This is a genomic window from Fibrobacter sp. UWB10 (genome assembly GCF_900182935.1).
Taxonomy (GTDB): Bacteria; Fibrobacterota; Fibrobacteria; order Fibrobacterales; family Fibrobacteraceae; genus Fibrobacter; species Fibrobacter succinogenes_O.
This window is the reverse complement of sequence record NZ_FXUE01000002.1, coordinates 668,590-685,818: the sequence shown is the minus strand read 5'-3', so window position 1 is coordinate 685,818 and position 17,229 is coordinate 668,590. Positions and strand designations below refer to the sequence as shown.

The 17,229-nt window shown below is 50.6% G+C and carries 12 protein-coding genes, 1 tRNA gene and 1 pseudogene; 6 read left to right on the top strand and 8 right to left on the bottom strand.

What is annotated here, in order from left to right:
• Positions 1-31 precede the first annotated feature (31 nt).
• Positions 32-1,093, bottom strand: coding sequence for a hypothetical protein (locus tag QOL41_RS07420; protein WP_283429244.1), 1,062 nt, complete (start codon positions 1,091-1,093; stop codon positions 32-34).
• Between the two features lie 3 nt (positions 1,094-1,096).
• A complete protein-coding gene (locus QOL41_RS07415) occupies positions 1,097-1,636 on the bottom strand; it encodes a peptidylprolyl isomerase (protein ID WP_283429243.1) in 540 nt (179 codons plus the stop codon).
• A gap of 145 nt (positions 1,637-1,781) precedes the next feature.
• On the opposite strand from QOL41_RS07415, the gene lepA reads away from it, so the two are divergent.
• Together lepA and QOL41_RS07405 are read left to right on the top strand one after the other, a co-directional pair.
• Positions 1,782-3,602 carry a translation elongation factor 4 gene (gene lepA, locus QOL41_RS07410; protein ID WP_173654189.1) on the top strand — a complete coding sequence of 607 codons (1,821 nt, stop codon included), beginning with the start codon at positions 1,782-1,784 and terminating at the stop codon, positions 3,600-3,602.
• A 5-nt stretch (positions 3,603-3,607) separates the two neighbouring features.
• Positions 3,608-4,807 carry a S26 family signal peptidase gene (locus tag QOL41_RS07405; protein WP_283429242.1) on the top strand — a complete coding sequence of 400 codons (1,200 nt, stop codon included), beginning with the start codon at positions 3,608-3,610 and terminating at the stop codon, positions 4,805-4,807.
• Positions 4,808-5,044: 237 nt separating this feature from the next.
• Here the strand turns inward: QOL41_RS07405 and QOL41_RS07400 are convergent, their stop codons facing one another.
• From QOL41_RS07400 to QOL41_RS07395, 3 genes and pseudogenes are all read right to left on the bottom strand, one after another.
• Positions 5,045-6,289: a DUF1015 domain-containing protein gene (locus QOL41_RS07400; protein WP_349362397.1), complete on the bottom strand. Its 1,245-nt coding sequence runs from the start codon at positions 6,287-6,289 to the stop codon at positions 5,045-5,047.
• Between the two features lie 99 nt (positions 6,290-6,388).
• A pseudogene (locus QOL41_RS14180) lies at positions 6,389-6,886 on the bottom strand (DUF2062 domain-containing protein); the annotation flags it as partial.
• A gap of 511 nt (positions 6,887-7,397) precedes the next feature.
• Positions 7,398-8,438, bottom strand: a complete 1,041-nt coding sequence (locus QOL41_RS07395) for an FISUMP domain-containing protein (RefSeq protein WP_283429240.1) — start codon at positions 8,436-8,438, stop codon at positions 7,398-7,400.
• Between the two features lie 412 nt (positions 8,439-8,850).
• Between QOL41_RS07395 and greA the strand changes: the two genes are divergently transcribed.
• A complete protein-coding gene (greA, locus tag QOL41_RS07390; RefSeq protein ID WP_073322025.1) occupies positions 8,851-9,318 on the top strand; it encodes a transcription elongation factor GreA in 468 nt (155 codons plus the stop codon).
• 3 nt (positions 9,319-9,321) lie between these two features.
• Positions 9,322-10,125, top strand: a complete 804-nt coding sequence (locus QOL41_RS07385; RefSeq protein WP_283429239.1) for a TatD family hydrolase — start codon at positions 9,322-9,324, stop codon at positions 10,123-10,125.
• On the opposite strand, the gene QOL41_RS07380 is transcribed toward QOL41_RS07385, so the two are convergent.
• The 3 genes from QOL41_RS07380 to QOL41_RS07370 all read right to left on the bottom strand — a co-directional run bounded on the left by QOL41_RS07380 (position 10,113) and on the right by QOL41_RS07370 (position 14,392).
• Complete coding sequence (locus QOL41_RS07380; RefSeq protein ID WP_173654805.1) at positions 10,113-12,158, bottom strand: putative bifunctional diguanylate cyclase/phosphodiesterase; 2,046 nt, start codon at positions 12,156-12,158, stop codon at positions 10,113-10,115. The genes QOL41_RS07385 and QOL41_RS07380 overlap by 13 nt on opposite strands.
• Before the next feature lie 145 nt (positions 12,159-12,303).
• Positions 12,304-12,376 (bottom strand) — tRNA-Glu (locus QOL41_RS07375).
• 69 nt (positions 12,377-12,445) lie between these two features.
• Positions 12,446-14,392 carry a peptidylprolyl isomerase gene (locus tag QOL41_RS07370; RefSeq protein WP_283429238.1) on the bottom strand — a complete coding sequence of 649 codons (1,947 nt, stop codon included), beginning with the start codon at positions 14,390-14,392 and terminating at the stop codon, positions 12,446-12,448.
• A gap of 147 nt (positions 14,393-14,539) precedes the next feature.
• Between QOL41_RS07370 and nadB the strand changes: the two genes are divergently transcribed.
• Positions 14,540-16,123, top strand: coding sequence for an L-aspartate oxidase (gene nadB, locus QOL41_RS07365; protein ID WP_173654807.1), 1,584 nt, complete (start codon positions 14,540-14,542; stop codon positions 16,121-16,123).
• 34 nt (positions 16,124-16,157) lie between these two features.
• A complete protein-coding gene (locus tag QOL41_RS07360; RefSeq protein WP_283429237.1) occupies positions 16,158-17,219 on the top strand; it encodes a serine/threonine protein kinase in 1,062 nt (353 codons plus the stop codon).
• Positions 17,220-17,229: the final 10 nt, after the last annotated feature.

Genomic DNA, 17,229 nt, shown 5'->3' with positions numbered 1-17,229 from the left:
ATTTTTAATTTCTGACTTTGTCCGAAAGGAATTAATCTTCCATTTCGGCGAGATCTTCTTCAGCTTCCTTCAGGTCGTCTGCGTCCGGTCCGATAATATCGTCATCTTCTTCATCCAGAGAGTCGCCGTCCATGGCACCGAGCTGGTATTCCACCTTGCGGGCTTCCTTGGACTGACCGAGCTTAAGGATGGCAGCGCATTCTTCGCAGAAGCCGAGATGCTTGTCGACCCAGAATTCCGGAGACACGAGGTTGCGGTTGCAGCGCGTGCACATCTGCGTGGCGGCTTCGCGTTCGAACATCTTGTTCTGTTCTTCGAGTTCCTTAAGAATGCGTTCCGTCAGTTCTTCCTGCGTTTCTTCGGCAAGAGACGACTTGTGGCGGATTGCAGAGGTCGGCTTCATGTCAAGGTTCTTGACATCGCTGGACATTTTCTTCTTGTTGGATCGGTCTTCGGATTCGTCGACCTTCACGAACATGATGGTCTTCGAAAGGCGCTTGACACCCTGCAGGAGCACGGCGTAAGCATAATCCGGAGCATTCTTAGACTTCTTTTCGGCAACCGGAGTTTCGACCGGCTGTTCGACTTCAACCGGCTTAACTTCAACCTTTGCCGGAGCCTTTTCGACCGGAGCTTTTGCAGCCGGCTTTGCCGGAGCCTTCGGTTCGGGCTTGGCGACAGCCTTCGGAGCAGGCTTTGCAGCGACCTTAGCAGGAGCGGCTTTTGCCGGAGCAGCCTTCGGTGCCGGAGCCTTTGCGGCGGGCTTAGCGGCGGCCTTCGGAGCAGGCTTTGCTGCCTTAGCAGGAGCGGCCTTTGCCGGAGCAGCCTTCGGTGCCGGTTTCTTAGAGTCCTTCGCCTTCGGGGCCGGCTTTGCCGGTTTTGCCGGAGCCTTTACTGCCGGTTTTGCAGCAGGCTTCTTTGCCGGAGCCTTGGCAGGCTTTGCCGGTGCAGCCTTCTTAGCAGGCTTTGCAGCGGGCTTCTTTGCCGGAGCCTTAGCAGCGGGTTTAGCAGGAGCGGCCTTCTTGGCAGGTTTAGCGGCGGGCTTTTTTGCCGGAGCCTTGCTTGCCTTGGACGATACTTTTTTAGAACTCATAGATTACTTCTTTTCCACGATAGTGATGTTAATAATTTTATCATCGGGTTCAATGCGGCAAACGACATCTTCGCCTTCAAGAACCTTGCCGAAAACCGTATGCTTGCCATCTAAGTGGTGCTGCGGAGTCTGCGTAATAAAGAACTGCGAGCCGTTCGTATTCGGACCACGGTTGGCCATCGAAATCACGCCGGTTTCATGCTTAAGCTTTGAAATTTCGTCATCAATTGTATAGCCCGGGCCACCCTTGCCATTACCTTCGGGGTCGCCACCCTGGATCATGAATCCAGGAATCACGCGATGGAACGTAAGGCCGTTGTAAAAGCCCTTGTTTGCAAGGTCTACAAAATTGGCCACGGTATTGGGAGCAGCTTTAAAATCGAGCGAAAGCACAATCTTGCCTTCATGCGTTTCGATTACGGCTTCAATCGCCTTGATTCCAGAGTAATCCTTGTTGAAAACTTTTCCTTCAGCAAATCCAAAACTGAAAAAGCCGAGTACGAGGGCAGAAACGAGAGCGATAAAAACTAACGGTCTTTTCATATCAACCATGATTGATGGTGCACATCTTTGATTTATATTGTTAATATAGCTTTTTTTGTCAAAGCCCATTGTGCATTTTCTATATTTAGCCCGAAAAATTAGCAGTATTCACCGGGCTACTACGCCCGATAATCTTATTGTACTTATGCCGCAAAACGACAACATTAGAAATTTCAGCATTATCGCCCATATCGACCACGGCAAATCGACGCTTGCCGACCGCATGATCGAACTGACCAAGACTGTCGCCAAAAACGAAATGACAAATCAGCTCTTGGACGACATGGACCTGGAACGCGAACGCGGCATTACCATCAAGGCGCACGCCATCCGCATGGTGTACGAAAAAGATGGCAAGGAATACATTCTGAATATGATCGATACGCCGGGGCACGTGGACTTCACCTACGAAGTCAGCCGCTCCCTGGCCGCTTGCGAAGGAGCCATTCTGGTGGTGGACGCAAGCCAAGGTATCGAAGCCCAGACGCTTTCGAACCTCTACCTCGCGCTTGAAAACGACCTCGAAATTATCCCGGTGCTGAACAAGGTGGACCTTCCGGGTGCACAGCCCGACCATGTGGCACAACTTGTGGGCGACCTTCTCGGTTACGACCCCGACAAGATTCCGCGCATTTCGGCAAAGACGGGCCTGAACGTGGACCAAGTTCTCGACAAGATTGTCGACGAAATTCCGGCCCCCAAGGGCGACAGCGGAAAGCCTCTCAAGGCTCTCATCTTCGATTCCGTTTACGACTCCTACCGCGGCGTGATTAACTACATCCGCATTGTCGAAGGCACCCTCAAAGCCGGCATGAAAATCAAGATGATGAAAACCGGTGGCGAATACATGGTCACAGAAGTCGGTACATTCAGCATGCGCCGCGATCCGCGCCCCGAACTTTCGGAAGGCATGGTCGGTTACGTGCTCGCAAACGTGAAGACGATTAGCGACGTGAAAATCGGCGACACTCTGACCGATTCCGCCAATCCGGCAACCGAGCCGCTCCCGGGCTACAAAGACATTCTACCGATGATCTATTCCGGTATCTACCCCATCAATCCGGAAGACTACAAGGACTTGCGCGAAGCTTTGGAAAAGCTCCGTCTGAACGATTCCGCTATCAGCTGGGAACCGGAAACTTCTGAAGCCCTGGGTTTCGGTTTCCGCACTGGGTTCCTGGGACTCCTGCACATGGAAATCGTGCAGGAACGCTTGGACCGCGAATTTAACGTGGACATCATTACGACGGTGCCGAACGTGGAATACCACGTGTACATGAGTGATGGCACGATGGTGAAAATCGAAAGCCCGTCCAAGCTCCCCGATGCCAGCCGTTACGACCACATTGAAGAACCCTACGTGAAGGCGCAGATCTTTACGCCCAAGGAATTCGTTGGCGCACTCATGACGCTCTGCGAAGAAAAGCGTGGCGAATTCGAGACCATGGAATACCTCGACGAAGAAAAGGTGATTCTTAAGTACAACCTGCCTCTCGCCGAAATCATGTTCGACTTCTACGACCGTCTGAAATCTGTGAGCCGCGGCTATGCAGGCCTCGACTACGCCCCGAGCGAATATCGCAGAAACAACCTGGTGAAGCTCGACATTCTTTTGAACGGCGACCCGGTGGACGCCTTCTCGGTGATTATTCACAAGGACAAGGCTCACACTTATGCAAACGCTATTTGCGTGAAGCTTAAAGACCTTATTCCGCGCCAGCAATTCGACGTGGCAATCCAGGGTGCTATTGGCGGCAAGATCATTAGCCGTTCCACCGTGAAGGCTGTGCGTAAGGACGTGCTTGCCAAGTGCTATGGCGGTGACATTACCCGTAAGCGCAAGCTCCTCGAAAAGCAGAAAGAAGGTAAGAAGCGCATGAAAAGCATCGGCTCTGTCGAAGTGCCGCAGAAGGCGTTCCTCGCCGTGCTTTCGCTTTCCGACAACTCCACCAACAACGGGGACTAAGTCTAATGTCCAGACTTTCGAGAAAGGTGAAAAGGCTGCAGCGAAAGAATTCGCAAAGCCATATCTTTCTCTTGTTCCTGTTCTTGCTGTTTGTTGGCGGACTCGCTTTTGTCGCACGCATTTACGCACTCGCGCCCGTCAAAATTATGGACGCCTCGATGACGCCCAAGTTCAAGGAACAGTCCACCCACTGGATGTGCAAACTCCCGCAGTGTCTTTCTGAAATCAAGGACCAAGACATTGTCTGGCTTTCGCTCAAAAGCGGCGAAACCATGGTGCGCAGGGTGCTTGCCATGCCGGGTGACTCCATTGAAATCACGGACAAAGGCCGCGTGCGTACGCCGCACCGCAATTTTAAATGGAAAGGCGAAGACGCCTTTATTCAAAGCCAAACGATTTACGTTCCTAAAGCCGGCGACACGCTCTATTTTGACAAATTAAACGACGTGGAGCAGGACTACATTTTGGCCTACCTGCATACGCATGGCGAAAAGATTGCTGTCAAGTCAACTCTCTGGCAGGGCGACCGCGAAATCAACATTGACCGCGTAGGCGCAACCAAGATTGCAAACCGCCAGGTTAGCCTTAAAGAAGTCGACTATTTGCCGTGGCAAGACCGCTACCTGATCGAGCTCCAGATTCGTCAGGCGGAACCGGGCAACGCCCCGATTAAAATCAAGCGCGAACTGTTCCGCTTGAAGCCAGCCAAGCTCGAACTCAATCCCCCGCCAAGTGCTTCTGCAGATTTTACCGCAAGCGATTCCGTCAAGACAGATTCTGTGAAAGTCGCTCTCACCGATTCTAGCAAAACCGCAAAGGCTGACACAACTCAAAAAGACACAACGAAAAAGGATTCTGCCGTTGCAGCACCTGCAAAACCGGCGCCCGCAAAAGAAGAGCCGGAGCAATATTTGGACGAGCCTCTGAACAAGATTGTGATTGAAGAAGACTGCTATTACGTGACATGCTTGAAGGGCTCTAGCTGCCCTGATTCACGCGAACTCGGCTACTTTACGCACAACGACTTTATCGGACGCTACTTGGAATGGCCGGACCGCTTCCAAAACCGAATCATCGTTCCAGCCAAGAAAATCCTTGACAAATCAATCGAATACGTTCTTTCGCTCTTGACTCCAGAAGAAGATTCAGAAGAGAATACTTCAGACAATGAAGAAGCCGAAAACAAGAGCAATTCCACAAAGTAAAATCTTTTTTCGCCACACGGATCTGATTTTGCTAACGCAAAATTATATATAATGATTTGTTTTTATAACAGGAATCACGTTAGTGATTCCCAATCAGTGTGACAATTTTATTGTTAAAAAATGCCGTTAGGCATTTCTAATCCGTGTGGCAACATCTAAGATCTTCACGCCTGATTGATACAATACAGAAAAGGTCGCGATATTGTCGCGACCTTTTGAATTTCTATTGCTCAGCAATTAGTCCAGCGAGTGAACCAGCAGACCATCGCGGAGCTTGGGTTCAAACCAAGTGCTCTTCGGCGGCATGATTTCGCCAGCGTCGGCAATATTCATGAGCTGATCGAGAGTCGTCGGATACATAGCGAAGGCGCAGGCGCATTCACCGCTGTCAACGCGCTTCACGAGTTCGCCGAGACCGCGAATGCCACCGACAAAGTCGATACGCTTGGAAGTACGCGGATCGTCGATATCGAAGAGCGGCTTGAGGATAAGCTTCTGGAGGAGAGCCACATCGAGGCTGTCGACCGGGCCGAGGTTCTTGAGGAATTCAGCCTTGAACGTGCAAGCATACCACTTGCCGCCCATGTAGAAGTTCACCTGGTTCTGCTTGGTCGGGCTCTGCATCTTGTCGAGGGCTTCGATGTCGAACACCTTCTTCATTTCGTCCATGAGCTGTTCCGGAGTACGGCCGTTCAAATCCTTGAGCACGCGGTTGTAGTCGAGGATCTTGAGCTGGGTGCTCGGGAAGAGAATGGCGAGGTAACGATTGTATTCTTCGTCGCCAGTGTTGTTCGGGTTCTGTTCAGCGCGGAAGCTTGCGGCGCGAGCACCGGCAGCACTGCGGTGGTGACCGTCGGCAATGTAGCTCACCGGAACGGCTTCGAAAGACTTGCGGATAGCTTCAATTTCGGCGTCATCGTCGATAATCCACACGGTATGACCAAAGCCATCGCCCTTGCTCACGAAGTCATACACAGGCTTACGCTTGGTCACGGCACCGAACACGTCGAACTGGCCCTGATCGCGGTAGGTCAGGAACACCGGACCGGTGTTGGCATTGGTAGCAAGCACGTGGCGCAGACGGTCTTCTTCCTTGTCGGCGCGAGTGAGTTCGTGCTTCTTGATAATGCCGTTGAAGTAGTCAGCAGCGGGCACGCAGCAAACGAGACCGTACTGTTCGCGACCGTTCATGGTCTGGCGATAAACGTAAAGGCACGGCTTCTTGTCGTAAGCAATCACGCCTTCTTCAATCATCTTGTCCAGATTTTCGCGGGCATGTGCATAGACCTTCGGGTCGTAGGCATCCACGGAATCAGGAAGTTCCAGTTCGGCACGGGTCACGCGCAGGTAGGAATGCGGGAGCCCTTCGGCCATGGCCTTTGCTTCGGCGCGGTTCATCACGTCGTACGGGAGGGCGGAAATCGTTTCGGCTTCGGCCGGATTAACCGGGCGCAGCGCCTTGAACGGGTAAATGTGCATCATAGGGTGTTTTCCTTTGTGTGCTGCTTTAATTAAAGCTTCGTCTTCGGCAATCAAGCTCTGGATGTAACTAGTCTTTGCATCCAGCCACTTTTTCTTGCGATAATTTACAATAAAATAGGCCAGGAAAAAGAAGATTGCACCGCCAATGGCAGCCACAATCGTGATTCCTATCATAAAGGCGGCCAAGTGCCCCGCCGCATCGTGCCACAGGTGCGAAATCACGGAAAGGCAGTTCTTGAACGAAAGGCCTTCGAATTCCGAAAGGAAGTCAAAATTGATCTTTTCGGGGTTTAAAATCTTGCAACCGATGGCATAACCCGTGGGGTAAAAGAAACCGAACTGGGTAAGAGGGTTAGCAACGAAAGAAGAAACAATCCCAGGCACCTTCGGAAGTCTGAACAAGGCGCAAAATGCAACCGTCAAAATGATGGCGACACCGATGGTTGGCCAAATGCCGATAAACACACCGGCAGCAACCGACCATGCCACCTTGAGCGCATCTTGGCGCTTGGGGAACATGCGGTTGTAATAGATGCGACTCAGTCTCTTGTACTTGGACTCAGACTTGTCGATAGGCTTATGCTTAAAACGAATCATTGCGAGCCAAATATAGTTTTTTTTACAAAAAATCCTAGATGGAATCGCATCTTTAAGCGCAGAATACCCCTCCCCTAAAAAGGGGGGAAGCCTCCCCCTGGTTCGCACTCCGTTACTCTCCACCCTCTCTAGCGGGGACACCCCGCAACGCCCCGATTGTAGCGCCCACGGCTCCTGAAAGTGAGCTCGCTTCGCTCACATGGATTCGGCCTTCGGCCTCTAATGTTCGCTCACCGACTTACTTTCCTCCGCCTTTGGGCATGCCACTCTAGATGTCTTCCCGCACTCGGTGCGGGATCTCCTTTGATGCCTGAAAAAGGAACGCTTCGTCTCTGCCTGCACCGCACGCGGACAAATTACGGCCTTCGGCCTTTACTGTCCGCTTAGCGGTCAGGCACTCGCCTCCGCATTCCTTAGCAATTGCTCTTCTGCTGTCGCGTTGTCCCTGTTCCGCCAGTTGTCATGCTGACGAAGGTCAGCATCAGCATTTCAGACCCGAGAAAAAAGACGATTATTCAACCATCACGCAGCGGACGGAGAAACCATGGATTTTCATAGTTTCTAGTCTAGGATTCTTTGTTGAATTTGTTCCTTGAGACGAATAGAAAGAACCCTCGTTCGTATATTGAGAAGATTCTTCAGGATAATGCCAATAGGTAGCACTATTCAAAGATGTAAAATTATAATCCCAATTACTCCCAGCACCGACTAGGCTGAAACCAGTTGTATTGTACCCGCCGAAACCGAATGTCGAGCGGGTTCCTTCTACACCATGCGTATTTCCATTGCTGTTTATGATAAATTTGAAATCGTCGTAAGTCAGCAAGCGCCAGCCATCCGGGCAGATTCCCTGATGGTTCGGCTTGATCTGGTCGGCACAACTTTTGGTATTGCATTCGCTCGGCAGTTGCATCATCTCGGCCCACTGATACAGGGCTCCATAGCGGTCGCACTTCGTGGTATCGTCATCATAACAATAACGCTCGATCTTAGAGTCATCTTTCTGGTCTTTAAAGCCCCAAACCATTTCACCGATGTTAAGGTTCTCGGCCATAACTTTTAGCGACTTGCCGTTCGCGTCCATTTCGAGATAATAATATTCTCGTCCATTTCGTGCATCAACAAAAGTTTTATACGCACCAGCCCGCCAAAGAGGACCATCAAAAGCTTTTGAGTGGTCAAACGGCACATACTCGCTGCTGCTGGACAAACTCGAGCTCGACTTCACCGTTTCAGAAGAGGTAACGCTACTGCTCGATGCAACAACACTCGAAGAAGACTGCTTAACTTCTCCGCTGCTGCTAGACTTCGGCGTAACGCTTGAAGAAGAAGCCTTCACCGCGCTGCTGCTAGAGTCTTCTTTTTTCGCAGAAGATGAAGACTGTTTGTCTTCGCCAGAAGTCGGCTTTACAGAGGAACTGGATTCCTTCGTCTTTTCCACCGATGAAGAAGATTCTTCGCTCGGGTCCGGAGCAGGCGCAGAGCTACTAGATTCATCACCGCAGGCAACAAATAAAACCGCAGAAAGCAACAACGCAGCAAAATATTTCACAGAAAACCTCCTGAAACCTCAAGAATTCCGACAAAGCAAATTTAATTTTTTGCCACACGGGTTGTAAATGCCTAACGGCATTTTAAGAAAAAATAAACTGATTTTACGTTAGTGATTTTCGATAAATGCGTAAGGCGAGTGAAGCAGGATTGCTTGCAAGCCTATTTAACGCTAAAGCGTTGTCTCTTGAGCTCAGAAATAGTCAAATAAATTTGACTGCTTCATTCGCTTTTCGAGACTTTCCGAGCCTAGCATTTAACGCCGTTGGCGTTCGTGGCTACGGTTATGCCATAACAGAAAACAAGTTTTCTGCTGCGTCATAACCTTGCACACTTTTAGTACTTTAGTACAATCCGTGTGGTCCTTTATCCCCTATCCTCAGCAAGGACTGTAATTTGCTACATTTACGGCGATGAAACACTTGATTTCTAAAGAAGGCTTTGAAAAGTTCAAGGCGGAATGGGAACACTTGAAATACGTGGAACGCCCCGCCATGATCAACCAGGTGCAGGCGGCAGCAGCCGAAGGTGACCGCAGCGAAAATGCGGCCTACACGTACGGACGCATGCGCGTGCGCGAAATCGACCGCAGGCTCCGTGAATTGGACCGCATTCTAGACGGTGCGCAGGTGGTTGAATCACAGGCAAGCGACGACGGTACAGTCCGCTTTGGCGCTACAGTCAAGATGAAAGACATCAAGACCAAGCGCGAACGTACCTACAGCATCGTGGGCGAAAAAGAAATCGACCCGTTGCAGGGCCGCATCAGCATGAAGTCCCCCGTTGGCGAAGCCCTGATGGGTAAGAAGCAGGGTGACCAGGTACAGGTACAAGCTCCGAAGGGACTGATTACATACGAGATTGTAGAAGTTAAGTATTAACTCATGTTTATCGATACGCATTGTCATTTGGATTCCTACGAACAGCATTCCGGCGAAGCCGTCGGCGATCTGTTTTCACGCCTCGCCCACGACCCAGACCAAAACGTCCAGGCGCCCGAAGCCTATATTCATGTGGCATGCGATCCGACGGATTTTAGCCGCGCCCAGGAACTTTCAGAGAAATTTCCGAATGTCTACGCCGCCTACGGGATTCATCCGGAATATGTTCTGACAGAAACTGCCGAAGACGAAGCCCGCATGCTGGAATATCTGAAGCACCCCAAGTGCGTGGCTTGTGGCGAATTCGGGCTGGATTACCACTATGGTTCTGACACCAAGGCCGAACAGGTCAAGCTTTTCGAGCGTCACCTGGAACTCGGGCTCAAATCGGGCAAGCCGCTGGTTTTGCACTTGCGAGAAGCCGACGACGATGCGCTCGCCGTGCTCCGGAATGCCGACCTTCGCGGAAGCAAGATTCACGTTCACTGCTTTACGGGCTCGCCCAAATTCTGTGCGCAATTGCTGGACTTGAAATACCGCGGCGCAAGCATTTTCGTAGGCTTTACAGGAATCGTGACGTTCAAAAATGCGCAAAACGTGCGCGATGCCGCAGCACTCGTGCCCATGAACCAGATGCTCCTAGAAACGGACTCCCCTTACATGGCCCCTATTCCTTACCGCGGAAAGCCCTGCCATTCGGGCTATATTCCCTACATTGCGCAGGCACTTGCCCAGGTAAAAGAAATCCCTGTAGAACAACTCTACAGGGACTGCCGTGAAAACACTCGCCGTTGTTACGGAATATAACTTTCTCCGACGTAACCTCTTTCAATTATCGGAATTTCTTTTGCAGGCTTTTGTGCAGAAGCCTTTGAGGCCGGCAGATAATGCTGCTTCAAGTATTCCTGCGCCTTGTCGGCAGAAAGAGGCTTGCTGAAATAGAATCCCTGAATCAGCTTGCAGCCTTCGGACTTCAAGAATTCGAGCTGTTCTTCGCTTTCAACACCTTCGGCAATCAAGTCAAGATTCAAGGACTTCGCAATGCCAATCACCATGCGGGCAAACGAGGCGTCTTCTTCGTCGTCGGTCACATGATCAATGAAGGACTTGTCCATCTTGAGCGTATGAATCGGGAACTGCTTGAGGTAAGAAAGGCTGCTGTAACCCGTGCCGAAGTCATCAATCGAAATCTGGATACCCATTCCCGAAAGGGCGTTCATAATCTTAACCGTCTTTTCGGCTTCGCAAACCGCCGTGTATTCAGTAATTTCCAGCTTCAGGTTTTTCGGGTTCAAATGAGTTTCAAGCAACACCTGCTTGATATCGTCGATCATGTTGTCGAGCGCAAACTGCTTTGCCGAGAAGTTCACGGCCACCTGCAAGTCGGTATAGCCCTGATCGGCCCAAGCCTTCGCCTGCAAGCATGCCATTCTCAGAATCTGGGCACCCATCGGGATAATGAGACCCGTTTCTTCGGCAATCGGGATAAATTCTGCTGGCGAAATAAACTTGTTTTCAGACTGGTTCCAGCGAACAAGCGCCTCGAATGCAGCCACGCGATTTCCGTTCGCAATATCGACAATCGGCTGGTAGAACAGCACGAATTCACGAGCCTGAATGGCCCTACGGATATCGAATTCGAGCTTGTAAAGCTTCATGGCCTTTTCGCGGATACCACCGCTAAAGAACTGGATACCACCATGAGCCACGCTCTTTTTCATTTCGCGCAGGCTCGAGGTCACGTTCGCCATAATGTCTTCGACGCAGTCGACTTCGCGGTTCAGGGCTACCGCCATCGACACGCCGATATAAAGTTCACGGCCTTCCAACTGGATCGGCTGCTTGACAGCGCTATGAATTCTGCGGACAATCGCCTTGATATCGTTATCGTCATCATTGAACTTGATATCGTGCAGAATAATCGCAAACACGTCGGGGCCAATACGTGCAATGGTATCGTCAATACGGCACTGGGCCTTGATACGGTCGGCAACCACCTTCAAGACACTGTCGCCGACATTAATAGAATAAGAGGTATTGATAGTTCCGAATCGGTCGATATCCAACAGGGCCACCGCAAACAGGTAATCGGGGCGCTTTAAGGCCATATCGACATCGACTTTGAGCTTTTCCAAGAAGAACTTGCGGTTATAAACGCCCGTAAGTGCATCCTGGTAGGCGTAATAGTAGCTCTGCTTGGCCTGGGCCTGCTTATCGGTGTATTCGTTCAAGGCACCGACAATACGAATCGGGTGTCCGGAATCGTTCATCTGCACATGACCCGAAAGCATCAAGCGGCCATCGGCCGACTTGGAATCCAACAGATTGACCATCATGTTGAATTTTTCGCCGTTTTCGAGAGCAGACTTCAAAGCCTTCTTGAACTGCAACCAGTCACTTTCGACAATGCGTTCCTTGAGCAGATCAAAGGAATCGAGCATGGTGCTGGCTTCGGCCTTCAAAAGCTTAATAGCGCGGTGGGACCAGTATACCTTTCCGGTAATCACATCAAAGGTCCAGAAGCCGCTAGCAGAAATATCGACCATCATCTGGAAGATTTCATCGCGTTCCATGAGGTCTTTCTTAAAATCGCGAATAGGTACAGATTCGGTGGCAGGAGGCTCAATATTCACGTCTTCGCGCATGCGCTTGCGGTTACCGATAATCGGGAACCTGTACAGGACTGCCACGACAACCAGGAAGAAATCTGCAAGAATATAGGGAATCGCCCAAATTAGACGTTCCCTACCTGATAAAATTTCTGGAATAAAGGCTGCGAAAAAAACGCTTGCAATCACCAGCAAGAACCGCAACACCACTTTTTCGTCAAATAATCTCATTTACCCATCCGTATGCCCCAAATATATAACTTTTTGTTAACAAATATGCTAAAATATTTATGTTTTTTTTCATAAGCAGTGTATACAACGCATTACAATTTGATTTATATCACAAAAAAAACAGGCCCAAGCGGGTCTGTTTTAATAGTGCCAAAGGGACTCGAACCCTTGTTACCGGCGTGAGAGGCCAGTGTCCTGGACCACTAGACGATGGCACCGAATTGCTTATTTAGCGTGCTAAACAAGCGACGCCAAATATAGCAAAGCGTACAAATTCTGTCTAGGAATTAGTCCCTATAGTAGAGGTCGAGGTTGCTTTCGACCGGAGTCGAATTTTCGAGGTTGTTCACAAATTCAGTGAACAAGGTCATAGCAACATAGCTCGAGGTATTAGCAACTTCGGTCTTCACGGCTTCCTTGACGGCAGCTTCTTCAGGAGCCTTCTTGGAAACAACCTTCACCATCACAGCACCGTTTTCGGTTGCAACAGCAGAGGACCATTCGCCTTCCTTGGCATTTTCAAGAACCTTGGAAATCAAGTTGCTGCCATAGCCGAAGCCCGGCACAAAGCCGTCAACAGAGGCGGTCACCTTTTCCATGCTCACATTTTCAATCTTGTTGGCAGAAGCGGCAGTGTCTGCGCTATCAGCCGGAGCCCAAGCCTTAACCTTGTCAGCAACAGAAGCGAGGTAAGCTTCAGCAGCGGCGGCAGACTTGTTGCGGAGCAGAGTGCTCTTGATGTTGTTGAAGTACAGGTCGAGGCTACGTTCGCCAGCCTTCAGTTCCTTAGACTTGAGAGCGACCACCACCCACTTGTTGTTCTTCATGATCGGAGAAACCTTGCTGGCTTCGTCCGGGAGGTTTTCGTTCGGCCAAGCGTAGGCGGCGAGACCCTTGAGGTAACCGACACCGTCGATGTTTTCGCCACGAGAAATCCAGTTAGAGGTATGAACGTCGAGGTTCTGTTCCTTGGCAGCATCGGCAAAGGTCTTGCCAGCATCCACAGAAGCCTTAACCTTGGTCAGAATGCCTTCGAGGCTATCGATCGTTTCAGAAGAAGCGTTCACAACCAAGAGAATGTGGCTTACCTTCACGAGGTCAGCACCGGTAGAGTCCTTAGACTTGCCATTGCTCTTGATAATGTGGTAGCCAAAACGGGTACGAACCGGTTCAGAAACAGCACCGGAATCGAGAGCGAATGCGACATCTTCGAATTCCTTCACATACACGCCACGACCCACATAGTCATCGCTCAAGACACCACCCTTTTCAGCGGTAGAAGCATCTTCAGAAGAAATACGGGCCATATCTTCGAACGTGGTGGTCGAAGAGGAATCGGTCAGCTGGTAGTAAAGCGTCATGGCGTATTCACGAATGCGGGCATCGTCGCCGGCAGTTGCTTCGACCGGGAGGTAAGCAAATTCGAACTGAGCCATGTCCTTCTTGACAAAGAAGCTGTCGCGATGTGCATTGAAGTAACCAGCGACCATCACGCTGTCCACGGTATTTTCATCGACCTTAAAGTTTGCGCCATTGGCAACCGCCACCTGCAGTTCGTAGTCGGTCATGCGACGATTGACATTCCAGTTGGCTTCGAGAGAAGTCGGGTGAACAGAAGCCCCAACCAGCACCTGCAGTTGGCGAGCCGGAATCGTGTTGGTCTTCAGGTCTTCTTCGAGCTGAAGCATCACACCCCAGCGGAATGCTTCGGGAGTCTTGAGCCAAGCGTCATATTCAGCCTTGTTGAAAGTCGAATCGGTAAGGAACTTCGGGAGGCTAGCAATGTAAGCCTGAGTGCGCTGCATCAGGTCTTCCTGGCTGGTAGCCTGCTGCTGAATCATGTACAGACGGCGCTGAGCTTCCTGCACCAAGCGGCCACGCACGGCATCCGGATTGCGGCTGAATTCGGATTCGAGTTCGGCAACCGAGGCGCTCAGTTCGGCTTTTTCAAACTGTTCGTTCAAGAGAATCTGGCGAACGAAGCTGCGGAACACTTCGGAGCGCAACTGGTTGTACTGTTCGTCTTCGAGGTGCTGACCCTGGTACTGGTTCTGCACGATATTCTTGATACGGGAGTCGAATTCGGCGTAAGTAATCTTCTTATCGTTTACAACGCCGACCGGATAGCTGTGTCCTTGGTTCGGGACGCGGTCCATGGCCAAAAGGCCAACCACGATACCCGCGGCAAAGATAACGATAATCCACTTGGCTTTTTCATTAATCCACGTTAACATAGAGTAGACTCCATAGAAATTTTTGTCGGGCAAAATGTAGCAAAAAAATTCAATTACTTTTATTTTGCATTCAAATAATGCCGAAATAGCCGTTTTTTTCTATCTATACATTACACAAAGACAAAGTTTACTCAACGGAGTTCGGTCATGTACGACATTTTGGTCCTGGGTGCAGGCATTTCTGGCTTGAGTGCAGCACTCCATGCAGCAGAAAAAGGCTTTTCGGTTGTTATCCTCACTAAAGGAGCCAAGCCGGACGGCTCATCGAACTACGCACAAGGCGGAATCGCAACCGTCACCGAAAAAACAGACAAGTTCAAATTCCATATCGACGACACGCTGGAAGCAGGCGCTGGTCTCTGCAAAAAGGAACCCGTGAACATTCTGACCAAGAGCGGTCCAGCCACCATTCAGCAGTTGGTCAAATGGGGAGTGCAGTTCACCCCCTCGCCCGCCGATAAGACTCAGTTCGACTTGCACTTGGAAGGCGGACACAGCCACCACCGCATTTTGCATGCCGCAGACCTGACCGGTAAAGAAATCATGCGCGCATTGCTTTGCGAACTGCACAAGCACGAAAACATTCACTACATCGAAAACTGCTACATCAAGGATTTGATTTGCAAGGGTGAAGGCAAGAACAAGCGCTGCATTGGTGCAAAGATTATTCACCAAAAGACTGGCCTTGTCGAAAACCTTTATGCAAAGGCTTCTATCCTTTCTACTGGCGGTGCCGGTCGAATCTGGCAGTACACCGTTTGCCCGCCCGATAGCTGCGGCGATGGCATGGCCATTGCAGCCCGCGCAGGCGCAGCACTCCAAGATATTGAATTCATGCAGTTCCACCCCACGAGCCTTTATGCTCCGAGCCTCAAGAAGCCGTTCCTGATTTCGGAAGCAGTGCGCGGCTTCGGCGGCATTCTTAAGAATTTCAAGGGCGAAGAATTCATGAACCAGGTGCACCCGCTCCATTCGCTTGCACCGCGCGACATTGTGGCCCGCGCCATTCACAGCGAAATGCAGCGCTTGGGCAAGCCCAACATGTTTATCGATCTTTCTGGCCGCACGCCGAAAGACATCAAGAGCCATTTCCCGAACATTTACGCCAAGTGCCTGGAAGCAGGCATCGACATCACCAAGCAGTGGATTCCGGTGGTGCCCGCCGCACATTACATGTGCGGAGGCGTACTGGTCGACACATGGTCTCGCACCGAGATTAAGGGCCTGTACGCCTGCGGCGAAGTCGCCGCGACGGGCGTCCATGGAGCTAACCGTCTGGCTTCTAACTCGCTTCTGGAAAGCGTTGTCTTTGCCATTCGCGCCGTCGACAACATTAGCGAAAGCGGTCTCTTGAAAGAAAAGATTGCAACAAGCAAGTCGAGCAAGAGCGAAAAGATTTCGTTCACCAAGTCTGCCTACTGGCGCAAGCGCAAGAAGATTCTGCAGGACATGATGTGGACTCATTGCGGTATCGTACGCACGACCGCAGGCCTGAATCAGGGTCTCAAGGTTGTCGAAGAACTTGAAAAAGATGTCGACGCCGCCATCAAGAACAAGGAAACAGAAAATCTGTACTTCATTGAATTCTTGAACGCCTTGCAGGTCTCCAAGATGATTCTGATTGCAGCACTCCACCGTAAGGAATCTCGCGGTCTCCACTACATTCTGGATTATCCGAATTTGGACCCCAAGACGAAGCACCACACGATTTACTTAGATGGAAAAAAATAAGTAAATTTCGGTTGGTGATTGTAGGAAGTTGGAAGTGTCAAGCGAAACAAAAAAGCCCTCTAAAATTGGCGGATACACGCCGACGCAGGAACTCGGTTCCGGCGCCATGGGTCAATTGTGGCTTTGTCACGATAAGTCGCTTGACCGCATGGTGGTTGTCAAGCAGATGCAGCAAGACATCGAAGACAGCGATGTCAACATTCGCCGCTTTATGCAAGAGGGCAACATTCTCGCCCACTTAAACCACCCCGCTATTACCAAGCCCTACGCCTTGTGGAAAGAAAAAGACGGCAAGCTTTCGCTTTCTATGGAATTCGTACACGGCCTTACGCTCCGCCAGATTCTCGATAAAGTAAAGCAGCCGCCTCTGTGGATTGTCTTGAATATCTTGCACGAAATTCTTTGTGCCTTGGGAGAAGCCCACCGCAAAGGAATCGTGCATCGCGATATCAAGCCCGCCAATATCATGATTGATAACGACGGACGAATCCACTTGCTTGATTTCGGCATCGCTCATTCGGAAAACTTGCTCCAGTTCAACAAAGGCGAAGATGCAGAACGCCTCACGCAAACAGGCGCAATTCTCGGCACCGTCACCTACATGAGTCCCGAGCAGACCGTTGGCGAAGAAGCCACGCCGGCATCGGACCTTTTCGCCGTCGGCATTGTCGCAAGCGAAATGCTCCTGGGTCAAAATATTTTCCGCGGTAGCAACTTTAGCGACACGCTCCAGAGAATCCAAAAACTTCGAGTGACAGAAAAAGCATTCGACAAGGATCTCCCCCGCCGCTTAAAGAAGTTGATAGTCAAAATGCTGAACAAGGATCCGCGCAAGCGCCCGCTCACCGCATTCGATGCCGCAGAACAGGTCTCGCTGATTATGCGCAATTACCCGCGCGATATGGTTCCTTACACGGCCATGTGGATTTTTGCCATCAAGGATTCTATCAAGCAAAAGACGGAATCCATCGACGAAACGCTTTATACCGAACCCCCGATTTATCCGACTCATGTCAAGTTCCACTTTTTCAAGGGACTTGCCGCTGGCGTACTTATCGGATTTTTAATTAGTTTTATCGTAACACGATTTATTTAGAAGAACCTTT